This is a genomic window from Alphaproteobacteria bacterium (assembly GCA_033344895.1).
GTDB lineage: Bacteria > Pseudomonadota > Alphaproteobacteria > UBA8366 > Aestuariispiraceae > Pacificispira.
In genome coordinates, this window is record JAWPMN010000001.1 from 4,148,347 (window position 1) to 4,160,562 (window position 12,216).

The window sequence follows — 12,216 nt, forward strand, 5'->3', positions numbered from 1 at the left end:
AGGTAAGTTGAGAGTTCAGTACCGCGTGCCGGGGGTCGGCACGCATCGGGGGAACATGTCTGATACGGTCGCCAAGGTAGAACCCGCAACACGGGCCGAAACGAAATCCGAAACCGCCGAGCGCAAGCCGAATTTGATTCGTCGGCTACTCGACCGGAGGAAGGCGTCCAAGCGGCGCGGGCCGTGGTGGAAACCTACGCTCCCCACGCTCATCGCACTTGCGGTTCTTGTTACAGGCGTGTCGGTGCGGATCGCCGACCCGGACCCGGTTCAGGTGGTGCGCCTCCGGACCTTTGACTATTACAACGTCCTGGCCCCCCGTGAACCGATCCCACAATCCCCCGTCATTATCGTTGATCTGGACGAAAAGAGCCTTGCCGAGGTCGGGCAGTGGCCCTGGCCCAGAACCCAGATTGCGCGCCTTCTGACCGCGTTGCGCGATTATGGTGTCGCGGTCGTCGGTTTCGATATGGTCTTTCCGGAACTCGATAGAACCTCGCCCGCGCAATTGGCCAATTCTCGCCCGGACCTGCCCGAAACTGTCCGAAGCGAACTCAGCAAGACCGCCACCAATGAAGAAGTCATGGCCAAGGCCATGCAGACCGTACGGGTCGTCCTTGGCCAATCGGCAACGCGATCGACACAGGTACTCGCGGAAAGCGATATCGCCGAATGGAGTTCTTTCAAGGGCGCCATTGGATCGAAGGACCTGCAGGACCCCAATGCCACCTTGAAAGAGTATGCCGTTCGATTTCCGACGCTGGTCTACAATCGTCCGGAAATCGAGGGCTATGCCCAAGGCCTCGGCGTCTTCTCCATCGGCGAAGAGGTGGACGGCGTCGTTCGCCGCGTACCTCTCGTGATGCAGATCGAAGATCTAGTCAAACCCGCCCTGTCCATCGAAATGATCCGGGTCGGTCTTCAAGGCAACAGCATATTTGCCGCTATGGACCTGAGGGGCATCAACGAGGTGCGACTTCAGACTCCGCGAGGGAACTTCCCGATCCCGACCGACAGCAAGGGCCGAATCTGGGTTTATTTTGCGGATTCTGACAAGTTCAACATGCCCAACAATGAAGGGCGCATGTACATCTCGGCTTCCGACATCATGGAAGGGCGCGTGCCGCCTGAAAGGATCGCCGGAAAACTGGCGGTTATCGGGACCTCCGCCGTGGGGTTGCTGGATATTCGAGCGACCCCGATCAACCCGCGCCTGCCGGGCGTTGAAGTCCACGCAAATGTCATCGAGAACATTCTGGGTCAGCAATTCATTCGATACCCGGAAATGATGCAGTTGACCGAGTTCATCGCCATGAGCGTTGTCGGGCTGCTGTTGATTTTCTTCATTCCCAGGGTCGGCCCGGTTGTGACGTTGGTAGGGTTGGTGATTGGCGTCGGTGGCTTTGTCGGGGCCAGCTGGTATTTGTTCACCTCAGAGCGAATGCTGTTGGACTTCACCTATCCAAGCGCCCTCGTCTTCTCGGTCTATGCGGTGCTGACATTTGCGAACTACGCACGTGATGCGGCGGAGAAGCGGCAGGTGCGCGGGGCATTCAGTCAGTATCTGTCGCCGGATCTGGTCGAGCAGCTGGCGGAGGACCCGGACAAGCTGCAGCTGGGCGGTGAGACCAAACGGATGACGCTGCTGTTCTGCGACGTGCGCGGTTTCACGACGATTTCGGAACAGTACAAGGAAGACCCGCAAGGGCTGACCGTCCTGATCAACAGATTGCTGACGCCGCTGACCGAGGAAATTCTCAATCGCCAGGGGACAATCGACAAATATATGGGCGACTGCATCATGGCGTTCTGGAACGCCCCGCTGGATGTCCCCAATCAAGAGGAGATGGGCGTTGCCTCCGCTTTGGCCATGTTCGAGTCCCTCGAGGAACTGAACGAGGAACGCAAGCGCGAGGCCCTGGAGGAAGACAAGCCCTTCCTGCCGCTTAACATCGGTATCGGCCTGAATACCGGCGATTGCGTGGTCGGCAATATGGGGTCGAAACAGCGCTTCGACTATTCCGTCCTCGGCGATGCCGTGAACCTCGCCGCGCGTCTGGAAGGCCAGTCCAAGAGCTATGGCGTCGGCATCGTCATTGGTGAGGAAACCGCGGCCGCCCTGCACGGGGTTTTCCCGATGGCCGAACTGGATCTGATCGCGGTCAAGGGTAAAAGCGAAGCCGTTCGGATCTTCACGGTTCTGGGCAAGCCGGACCTGATGTCCGATCCGGACTATGCCACCCTTCAGTCGCAACACGCCGCCATGCTGGCCGCCTATCGCAACCAGCAATGGGATGAGGCGAACCGGATCATCGAAACCTGTCTTGGTCGCCTGAACGGGGTCCTGGACGGCTTCTATGGCATATACCAGACCCGCATTCAGGAATATCGGGACAGCCCGCCACCGGCCGAATGGGACGGTGTCTACGTCGCAACGACGAAATAGGCTCCCTCCCCCCGAAATTCGCGGCCCCGGCCCCCGTCCGGTTTATTTGGAGGACTTCCGGCGCGACCGCCCCTTTTTCGCGGCAGCCTTTTTCGCGGATTTCCGGTTCGTTCCGGTCCCCTTTGCGCCGGTTTTTCCGGTGCCGGACTTGCCGGCCTGATCCAGTGTTTTCGGGGCGGGTTCCCGTCCCTCTGCACGGCGGGTGGCCACCGCGCCTTCCAGCCCTTCCCGGACCCGGTCGACAACCATGCCCCAGTCGCCGAGAACACGCTGCCGCACGAGGCGCATGCTTGGATACCACGGCGTGTCCTCGCGATTGCGCAACCAGCGCCATTCCCCGCCAAAGGGCAGCATCGTCCAGACATCCTTGCCCAGACTGCCGGCTAGATGGCAGACCGCTGTATCGACGGTGATCAGCACATCCAGCCGGGACAGGATTGCGGCGGTATCCGCGAAATCCTTCACGCGCCCGGAAAGGTCGAAGACATTGTCCCGGTCCGAATAGGACGCCCTGAGATCCGCGACACCGTTCCCGATCTGCAATGAATGGAAATCCACCCCGTCGATGTCAAAGAGGTCAGCGAACTGATCCAGCGGGATTGAACGGTAGAGATTGTCGGAATGCGTCGGCCGCCCGGTCCAGACGAACCCAGCCTGTACCAGGGCCCGCCCCGAGGCCGGCAGCGGATCCGATGACCCTGCCCCTTCCGGCACGCCGAGATAGGGAATGTTCCTGGGCACGCTTTCGAGCGTCGTCCCGAAGCGGTGCGGCAGAGAGAGCAGCGGCACCTGAACGTCATAGACGATCTGCACGTCCTTTTGGCGAATGTGATACAGCTCGTCCACGCCCGGCAGCGTCTTCATCAAGCGATAGAGTTCCGGCTCGCACAGGAAGATGACCGTCCCGCCGCTGCCCAGCCGTTCCTGCAACAGCGGCAGGTAGCGGCAGAATTGAATCGTGTCCCCGAATCCCTGCTCGACATGCACCAGAAGCCGCCGACCGTTCAGCGGGGACCCGTCCCAAAGACGCTCCCGGATGTTCGGCACATTCGGCTTGAAGGCGGTCATGTCGTAGCGTGACTCGTAGGCCGCCCAGCCTTTCTCATACTGTCCGTCCATCAGCAGGACGGCGGCCGGGGCAAAGGTCCCCCGGGCCTGCTTCGGCTGCAATTCCCTTACCCTCAGATAAAGGTCCATGGCCGGCTGAAGCTGTTCCATGCGCAACAGGCAATTGGCGTAGGAATAGAGCGTGTCCGGATCGGCAGGAACCAGTTCCCGGGCCCGGGCCAGAACATGCTTGGCCTCGACGGCATTCCCGAGTTTCAAGGTGATATGCCCAAGGGCCTTGAGCGCCGCAACATCGTCGGGCGCCACGGTCAGCGCATGGCGCAGATGAGAGGCCGCGGCGGACAGCTTTCCGCGCTTTTCCAACGTCGCGGCAATCGCGTTGAGGCACCGTACATTGTTGGGATTGATGCGAAGCGCCTTTCTCAGCGCGGATTCAGCCTCCTCAAGGCGTTCCAGCGCATGATTCGTGGTGCCGAGCTTCACCCAGGCGTCAGCCCATCGTGGGTTCGATTCGACGGCCTTGCGGTAGTATCCGGCGGCCTCTTCCCGCTTCGTCCGGTCAAGCGCGAGTGTTGCATCGCCTCTATTGGACCACGCTTCCGCATAGTCAGGTCGGAGTTCCAATGCAGCTTCGTAGCGCGTCAGCGCATCTTCCAGCCGCCCGTTTCGGGCAAGAATGTTGCCCAGGTTGTTCAGAACCTCGGGAAAGTCCGGCTTCGCTTCCAGGGCTTCTTCATAGGATCGGATCGCCTCGTCGACCCGCCCCGCCTCGGACAGGGCGATGCCCAGATTGTTGCGCGCCTCCGAATAGTCCGGTTTCAGGGCGATTGCCTCTTCCAGGGCGGCTATGGCTTCGTCGAACTTTCTGGCAAGCCGCAGCAGGAAGCCCAGCGTGTTCCGAAATGCCGGCGCGGCAGGATCCAGTTCTATAGCCTTCCGCACCAGTTCGATCGCGGCATCATTCTTGCCGGCCTGGTGCGCGATGACCCCCAGAAGATGGACCGCCAACGCATCGCCGTCGTTGTCCTTCAGGACCGCGCGGGTGTGACGTTCCGCGTCCTGCAGATGGCCGCGCTGCAGGGCGGCCACGGCCTCCTGAAAGCGCGGATCTGTGTGGCGGCCGGAATCCTCGTCGATCCCCGCATCGCCGCCGTCCGCAGTCCGGGTATTGCCGTCATCGTCAGACATTGTCGGTCTTTTGCCCCCGCTTTATCGCCCCCCTCCGGTTTACCTCAGGGGGTAGTGCGGGAAAAGCGGGTAATGGGGCTCCCGTGCTGCGTGTCATCCGCCCAGGAAGAGGCGGCCGACTTCGGGATCCTTCAGCAACTCATCCCCCGGACCGGCCATGGCAAGCTCGCCGGACACCAGAACGTAGCCGACATCGGCGAATTCCAGCCCCTTCTTGGCATTCTGTTCGACCATGATGATCGTCTTGCCTTCATTGTGTTGAAGGTCATCCAGAATTTCGAACACCATGTCGATGAAGCGCGGTTCCAGGCCGATTGACGGTTCGTCCACCAGCAGGACCTCCGGATTCATCACCAGCGCGCGCGAAATTTCCAGCAATCGCCTTTCCCCGCCCGACAGGACCTTGGCTTGGTGCTTGCGGCGATTGGCGAGGCGTTCGTATTTTGCAAAGACCCGTTCCGCCGCTTCCTTTGCCTCGGCGGGCTTGTCCATCAGATAGCCGCCCATCCAGAGGTTTTCCTCAACCGTCATCCCGGGAAACACGGACTTGTCCTGCAGAATATAGGCAATTCCCGCCTCGCGGAGTTTCCGGTTCGACGACAGGGCGGTGACATCCTTTTTGCTGTCGCCCTCCCCGACCAGAATGCGGCCCCCGAAAATGTTCGTGAACCCGAAAATCGAATGAAGGATGGTCGACTTTCCGGCACCGTTCGGCCCGATCAGACACAGGGATCGGCCCTTGGCGATCTGCAGATCAAGGTCGTGAAGGATCTGCATCTTGCCATAACCGGCGGTCAGTCCTTCGATCTTCACGTAGGGATCGCCGCCTGCCAGGTCCGCAATACGCTGCTTGGAGACACTCTGCCCCAGTTGTTTGGCCTGCCGGTTCACCTCCTCGACGGAAATGACCGTGTCCACACTGCCAAGGTGATAGCCGGTGGACGTCTTGGGATCGTTGCCGGTGTTGTTCTCGCTCATCCCGTCGCCCCCCTCAATGCGCACCCAGATAGGCGTCGATGACGCGCTGGTCGTTCTGGACCTGCTCCGGCGCGCCGGACGCCAGGATCTCGCCATGGGCCAGACAGTAGACGGTGTCCGCCATGTTCATGATCACCCGCATGTTGTGCTCGATCACCAGCAGCGTGATACCGAAGTCCGTATTGGCCCGCTTCAGTCGGTCGATCAGACCGTTGATCAATGTCGGATTGATCCCGGCCGTCGGCTCATCCAGCAACAGCACCTTCGGTTCGTTCATCAGCGCCATCGCGAATTCCAGCAGCTTCTGTTGTCCGAAGGACAGATCGCCGGCCGGCAGCATCCGCTTGCCGTAGAGCCCGACGAATTCCAGCAGGGCTTCCGCCTTGTCCTGGTCTTCCGCCGTGTTCCGCCCGAACATGTCCATGAAACCGTGCTTCCGGTGCGGCACCGAAATCAGCATGTTCTGGACGCAGTTCATCTTGCTGTAGATCCGCGTCTGCTGGAATGTTCGCAAAAGGCCCAGGCGCGCAATCTGCTGCACCCGCATCGTCGAGATTTCCTGGTTCTCGAACCGGATGGAACCACGGTCGATCGGATGGTAACCGACGATGGAATTGAACAGGGTCGTCTTCCCCGATCCATTCGGACCGATCAGCCCCGTGATCTTCCCGTCCTGAACGTCGAGATTGATATCCTTGTTTGCGACAACACCGCCATAGGATTTGGAGACGCCGCGTACTTCGATGACACTGCCCATCAGTCGGCCACTCCCTTACCGTCCGCAGTTCCAGGCGTTTCGACGCGTATCCCGAACCGCTCCGGGAACCGCTCCATCAGCCAGCCGACAATGCCCTGCTGGAAATAGACAACGTTGACGATGATGATCAGGCCCAGCGCGACCCACTGCCAGCCGAGCAGATGGGTCCAGGTGACTTCCTTGATCACGTGGAACAGGACCGCCCCCAGAATCGGGCCCCATAGGGTCCCCTTCCCGCCCAGCAACGACATCGCCACCATGAAGATGCCGAAGGTGATGGTCGGAAAGGCGACTTCCAGCGGTTCGATGAAATGCACGATATTGCCGTGCAGCCCGCCGCTGATCCCCAGAAAGAAGGCCGAACAGGCCCAGGCTACCGATTTGTATCGGAACGTCCTGATACCCATTCCCTCCGCCTTTTCCTCATCGTCGCGGATTGCATTGAGGGCCAGTCCGAAGCGCGTCTTGTAGAGCCAGCGGAAGAACAGGAAAGTCGCGACGGCGGAGATCATGCACAGGAAATAGAAGAACAGGCCTTCCTCGTCCCCGCTACCGGGAAAGAAATCCGACCCGGGATAGAGCGGCAGGGATATCCCCGACCCGCCGCCGATCCAACGCCAGGCCCCGACCAGTTCGCCGGCCGCAAGCGCGATCCCAAGTGTGCCAATGGCAAAATAGGGTCCGCGCAATCCGAAAAAGAAGAAGCCGAGGACGAACGACAGCAATACACAGCCCACCGCGGCGACCCCAAGCCCGAGGAACAGACCGGCGAAATACTGGCTGTCGCTGATATCCACCTTGATGGCACCGAAAGCGGCGGTGTATTCGCCGACATCGTAGCCGCCGACCATGATCTGGACGACGGCGCAGATATACATGCCTGCGCCGAAGAAGAAGATGTTGCCCAGGGAATTGTACCCCATCTGCCCGCCCATCGTGTCCCAGGTCAGGGCAAACAGGATCATGATCCAGAGAAGCGCGATCTGGTGAATGTAAGCAGGAAACAGGAACGGCGCGATCAGTCCGAAAACCAGGACGGCAATCTGCAGCAGCCGTTCATTCGTGTTGGTGGCGATCATCTGTAGTCTCCCCCAATCCCGGTGATCACTGAACGACCTGTCGGATGCGGTTCGCCTGGTACTGACGCCAGATCAGCACCAGCAACAGCATCACCACCACGGTCGCGACCTGGAATTCCGCGCCGAGAATGAAGCCTGAATACTGCTCGATCACACCGAGACCCAGGGCGGACATGATCACCCCGGGCAGATTGCCGATGCCGGCAGCGGTGACGATGACAAAGGACCGCACCGAATGGGTGACGCCGTAATAGGGCTGGATCACCATGATCATGGCGACCAGCACACCTGCCGCACCGCAGATGGCGGAGTTGAGAGCATAGGTGAAGGCATAGACCCGATCGGTATTGATGCCCATGACCCGCGCGGCACGCGCATCCTGGGATGTGGCCCGGATCGCCTGCCCCATGCGGCTGAACTTCATGAAAGCAACGACGGCGCCGGCCAGCAGGATGCACATGCCGAACGCCCAGAACTTGATCTCCAGAATGGACACGACACCGCCCAGCATGGACACCGATCCGCGACCGAACTGCGCCACCTGGACTTCCGGTCCGAAGGCTAGGTTCAGGGCCTGCTGCATGACGATTGCCAGTCCAAATGTCGCCAGCAGGGAGGTGAACAGATCCTTGTCGACCACCCGCCGTATCATCAGCACGTAGATGGCCCATCCGAAACCGAACATCACCACGGCGACAATCGGCAGGGTCAGCAGCGGGTTCATGCCTGTCGTCTTGGCCATGTACCAGGCCAGATACCCGCCCATGATGACAAACTCGCCCTGGGCCAGGTTCTTCACGTTCATCACCCCCCAGACCAGGGCCAGCCCATAGGCCGCCAGCGCAAATACGGCGCCGACACAGAGGCCGTTCAAGATCAGGCCGACATTATAGGCCGGCAGGGAGAGGAGAACCTCGATACTTCCCCACATTGTCGATTGTCCCTATTGCAAAGCTCCGATGACGCGGCTTGTGCGAGGCGCCGGGTACACGCCCCCTGACGCCGTCCATGAGGAACGGCGAAAGGGGGCGCACCCACCCGACCTTCGCAACGAGCGGGTTCGTTAGTTACCCGCAGCCTGACGCGGCCAAACCAGTTTGTGAGAGGCCCATTTCGGCGGCGCGACCACCTGATACTTGTTCTCCTGAATCTGCCACAGCACCATCGGCTTCGCGATGTTGTTGCCGGCCTCGGAGAATTTGATCCCGCCGTAGAACGTCATCATATCCGTCGCCGACAGCGCGTCCCGGACCTTGTCCTTGTCGAAGCTGTTGGCGCGTTCAAAGGCATCCGCGAATACCATCACGGCGGCGGCGGCCTGTGCCGACTGATACGGCACACCGGCGTCGTAGCCTTCATAGGTTTCCTTGAACAGTTTCTCGAAATCCGCCGCGGAACCGAACAGGTCGTCGCTGTAGGAAAGCGTCGGCGACCATTGCGTGGCGCACAGGAAACCTTCGGAGGCTTCCGGGAACTTCTCGGTAACCTTGGCGGCATCGCAATGGGTCATGGCGATCATCGGCACGTCGATCGCCATTTCGCCGATCTGACGAGCAGCCGTGGCAGCCCCCTTAGAATGCCCCGAAATGATCAGAAGATCCGGCTTTAGGGCCTTCACCTTGATCAAGGTCGGCGTCATGTCCGAGAGGTCGCGCGGCAGGTTCTCGTCGATGACGATTTGCATGCCATGCTTTGCCGCATCTTCCATCACCCCGGCGCGGACATCCTGCGAGAACGGATCGTTCTCGAAGGCCAGCGCGAGCTTCAACTCCGCCGGATCCTTGCCGGCCGATTTGGCCTGATCCGCAGCCAGATCGATGGCCGAAGCCAGATACTGCTCAGACGTGGAGAGAACTGCAAAGAGGTAACGGTAGCCCTGAGTGAACAGTGACCGCGACGCCCCTTCAGCCTCAACCATCGGCACGCCGTATTTCTCGGTCACGGGCGCAATTGCCTTGGTCAGACCGGACGAATACGGGCCCAGCATGAATTCCACGCCGTCCTGCTGAATCAGGCGTTCGGCCAATTGTGCGCCGCGCGCCGGCGTCGATTCATCGTCATAGTACTCGATCTTGATCTTGTACTGCTTGCCGTCGACGGTGACCCCACCATTGTCGTTGATCATCTTCGCGGCCAGTTCATAGCCGTTCTGCGTGTGAATGCCGTTCGTGGAGTACTTGCCGGTCAGGGAAATCGCCGATCCGAGTATGATCGTATCGCCTTCGACTTTCGCCTGGGCCGCGGTAACGGACATGGAAAGTGCGGCAGCGGCCACACCTAATCCCAGCTTCCTCAAGAGCATAGATGTACCTCCCATTGTTCAGGAGGATCCGTGCCCGATCGGGATTGTCCCGTCCGTGCTCCATCCCCCTCTGTTTCTGCCCTCTCGCCAATCTGTTTGTCGGCGTTGTTTTCCCAAGGGCATGTTTTCGCCTTCGTCTTTTCGTGCGAAGGTCCGGTGGCGCAAAGACTAGCGGCTAGTGAGCCCGTTGGGAAGGCGCGTTTTGAAATCCTATAACCTCACCACCATGCTGCGACGCAATAAAAATACCGAAGCAAGGCAGGTCGTGCTCTCGATCCCGCTTCGGCGCAAACAGCAGAATCCTGAATGGAGGCCCCTGTGACCGACGGACTGACGGCATCGAACCATGACACCCTGGCCGTGGATGCGCCCGCAGATCATGTCCTGCGGATCGAATTGAACCGTCCGGACCGTCGCAATGCGTTCAACACCAGAATGGCGGAAGAACTGGTCGCGCTTTGGGACGAAATCGCCAGTACGGACCGCCATGATTTCCGCTGCATCGTCCTCAGCGGTGCCGGCGAAAAGGCTTTCTGCTCGGGCGCCGATCTGAAGGAACGAAACGGCATGGACAAGGCAGCCTGGCAGCACCAGCACGCCCTGTTCGAGAGAATGTCTTACGGCCTGATGCAGTGCCCCATCCCGGTCATCGCGGCGGTCGAGGGAGCGGCCTTCGCAGGCGGGTTCGAACTCATGCTGGGCTGCAGCTTCGTCTATGCATCCGAAAATGCACGTTTCGCCCTGACCGAAGTAACCCTCGGTCTGATACCCGGGATCGGCGGGACGCAGTTGCTGCCGAGGGTCGCCGGACGGGCGCGGGCCCTGGAAATTCTGCTGTCCGGAACCCCGTTCGACGCTCAGCAGGCGCATGACTGGGGCATCGTGAACCGTCTTTGCCGCCCCGGAACCACGAAGGCCGAGGCCTTGGAAAGTGCCAAACGGATCGCCGCCAACGCTCCGCTTTCCGTGCAGCAGGTGCTGAAGGCAGCGCGCAACGCTACGGATATGGATCTGTCCACCGGCCTCGCCTATGAACTGGAGTGCTACAATACGCTGGTCGACACCGAAGACCGCCAGGAGGGCATTCGCGCTTTCAACGAGAAGCGCCCTCCCCGCTTCATCGGCCGTTGACGCCGTCGCCATTGCGCCATTTTATGGCCCTCCTCCGGCCGCATCCTTCGGACAGACTGCCGGAGACAGTTCAGAATCTTCCGTGGAACGCCATGCGACTGACAGCCTGTATCGCCCTTTTCTGCTTCCTCGTCCTCCTTGCCCCCGGCGCACAGGCTCAGGACAAGCCGCTTCTGGTTCTGCAATTGGAATCGGCCCTCGATCTGTCGGTAACCGGTCGGAAGGCCGGTCTTTCCGGCGCCGTTTACGCACTCGCGCCGAATGGTGAGAATTCCGGCGCTCACTCCGTTCAGGTCGCATTCGACGCGCGCAACCGCCCTGTTCTGACGCGCCTGGTCCGGAAAGTCGGATCCTCCGCTGACGCCGAGGCTCTGTTATCCGCTGCCACGACGATTCTACCGGTTGTCCTGCCAGGATGGAGCGATGGCGATACGCTTCTGAAGGAAAAGGCCGCCCCAGCCCTGGAAACCTATTCGGCGGGGGGCGAGGCAACTCGTACAGCCATTGCGGCCGATGCCGGCCGCACCGTCGTGTTGGATTTCGTGGCGGCGGAGGGGCTGGCGGTAATTGATCTGCCGGTTGGCGCTTCCGAGGCGCGCCGACTTGACGAAGCCGCTGTTCGCCAGCTTGTTTCGGATTCAACGCTGACCTTCGAGGGTGGCCCAACAAATGGTCACCGACGCTACCACGCTCCCAACGGCCGACTGGGCGGTGGCCGCGAAGATGGTACGACCCTGGAAACGGGAAGTTGGAAGACCAATCGGGACGGCCACTACTGCATCGAAACTGCGCCGGTCCCGGAATATCGATGCCTCGTGGTTTACGAAACCGAAGCGCGCCATGTCGCCGTTCCGATCGTGAACGGCGCGGCTGACAGTCGGGGCCTACGCCACTTCAGTGTGGAGTTCGGCAATCCGGGGGGATTCACCGCGCCGCGTCGTAATGATGCGACCGTTGCGGCCGTAACAGCCATGATTGTCGATGGTCAAACCGAAGAGCGCCGTTATCCCGACGGCGGGGCCGACAAGCTGTATCTGCGGCCCGGCGGGGATTTTGCCGGCCTTCGAAAGGGCAGCCCGGTTCAGGGGCGTTGGTCGGTGATGAGTGATGGCCGCCGCTGTCTGACTGAAATGGACGGCAGCAGCGAATGTGCCTTCCTCAGTGAGACCGATGGCGGCACCTTCCGCCTGTTCGACGCCCATGGCACGTATCTCGGCGAAGCCCTGTATCGCGACGGCAATCCCAACGGCTTCTGACCCTCCGCAAG

Annotated in this window: 9 protein-coding genes; 3 read left to right on the forward strand and 6 right to left on the reverse strand. The window is 60.6% G+C overall.

All coding sequences use genetic code 11. The features are described 5' to 3' along the window. Positions 1–55 precede the first annotated feature (55 nt). Positions 56–2,446, forward strand: a complete 2,391-nt coding sequence (locus R8L07_19650; protein ID MDW3207756.1) for an adenylate/guanylate cyclase domain-containing protein — start codon at positions 56–58, stop codon at positions 2,444–2,446. A 42-nt stretch (positions 2,447–2,488) separates the two neighbouring features. Here the strand turns inward: R8L07_19650 and R8L07_19655 are convergent, their stop codons facing one another. The 6 genes from R8L07_19655 to R8L07_19680 all read right to left on the reverse strand — a co-directional run bounded on the left by R8L07_19655 (position 2,489) and on the right by R8L07_19680 (position 9,818). Next, positions 2,489–4,702, reverse strand: coding sequence for a tetratricopeptide repeat protein (locus R8L07_19655; protein ID MDW3207757.1), 2,214 nt, complete (start codon positions 4,700–4,702; stop codon positions 2,489–2,491). Positions 4,703–4,795: 93 nt separating this feature from the next. Continuing rightward, positions 4,796–5,680 carry an ABC transporter ATP-binding protein gene (locus R8L07_19660; protein ID MDW3207758.1) on the reverse strand — a complete coding sequence of 295 codons (885 nt, stop codon included), beginning with the start codon at positions 5,678–5,680 and terminating at the stop codon, positions 4,796–4,798. 13 nt (positions 5,681–5,693) lie between these two features. After that, entirely contained in the window at positions 5,694–6,437 is a 744-nt protein-coding gene (locus R8L07_19665; protein ID MDW3207759.1) for an ABC transporter ATP-binding protein, read from the reverse strand. After that, entirely contained in the window at positions 6,437–7,516 is a 1,080-nt protein-coding gene (locus tag R8L07_19670) for a branched-chain amino acid ABC transporter permease (protein ID MDW3207760.1), read from the reverse strand. Before R8L07_19670 ends, R8L07_19665 begins: the two co-directional genes overlap by 1 nt. A gap of 25 nt (positions 7,517–7,541) precedes the next feature. After that, positions 7,542–8,447, reverse strand: coding sequence for a branched-chain amino acid ABC transporter permease (locus R8L07_19675; GenBank protein ID MDW3207761.1), 906 nt, complete (start codon positions 8,445–8,447; stop codon positions 7,542–7,544). A 132-nt stretch (positions 8,448–8,579) separates the two neighbouring features. Then, a complete protein-coding gene (locus R8L07_19680; GenBank protein MDW3207762.1) occupies positions 8,580–9,818 on the reverse strand; it encodes an amino acid ABC transporter substrate-binding protein in 1,239 nt (412 codons plus the stop codon). Positions 9,819–10,136: 318 nt separating this feature from the next. Here R8L07_19680 and R8L07_19685 point away from each other — a divergent pair, with 318 nt between their 5' ends. Further along, positions 10,137–10,949 (forward strand): enoyl-CoA hydratase-related protein, encoded by an 813-nt coding sequence (locus R8L07_19685; GenBank protein ID MDW3207763.1) that lies wholly within the window; start codon positions 10,137–10,139, stop codon positions 10,947–10,949. A gap of 92 nt (positions 10,950–11,041) precedes the next feature. Further along, on the forward strand, positions 11,042–12,205 hold the full coding sequence (locus R8L07_19690) for a hypothetical protein (protein ID MDW3207764.1): 1,164 nt from the start codon (positions 11,042–11,044) through the stop codon (positions 12,203–12,205). Positions 12,206–12,216: the final 11 nt, after the last annotated feature.

What these genes read in the sequence shown, in the direction of transcription:
- R8L07_19650 (MDW3207756.1), top strand. Translation starts at nt 56, where the DNA reads ATGTCTGATACGGTCGCCAAGGTAGAACCCGCAACACGGGCCGAAACG.
- R8L07_19655 (MDW3207757.1), bottom strand. Translation starts at nt 4,702, where the DNA reads ATGTCTGACGATGACGGCAATACCCGGACTGCGGACGGCGGCGATGCG.
- R8L07_19660 (MDW3207758.1), bottom strand. Translation starts at nt 5,680, where the DNA reads ATGAGCGAGAACAACACCGGCAACGATCCCAAGACGTCCACCGGCTAT.
- R8L07_19665 (MDW3207759.1), bottom strand. Translation starts at nt 6,437, where the DNA reads ATGGGCAGTGTCATCGAAGTACGCGGCGTCTCCAAATCCTATGGCGGT.
- R8L07_19670 (MDW3207760.1), bottom strand. Translation starts at nt 7,516, where the DNA reads ATGATCGCCACCAACACGAATGAACGGCTGCTGCAGATTGCCGTCCTG.
- R8L07_19675 (MDW3207761.1), bottom strand. Translation starts at nt 8,447, where the DNA reads ATGTGGGGAAGTATCGAGGTTCTCCTCTCCCTGCCGGCCTATAATGTC.
- R8L07_19680 (MDW3207762.1), bottom strand. Translation starts at nt 9,818, where the DNA reads ATGCTCTTGAGGAAGCTGGGATTAGGTGTGGCCGCTGCCGCACTTTCC.
- R8L07_19690 (MDW3207764.1), top strand. Translation starts at nt 11,042, where the DNA reads ATGCGACTGACAGCCTGTATCGCCCTTTTCTGCTTCCTCGTCCTCCTT.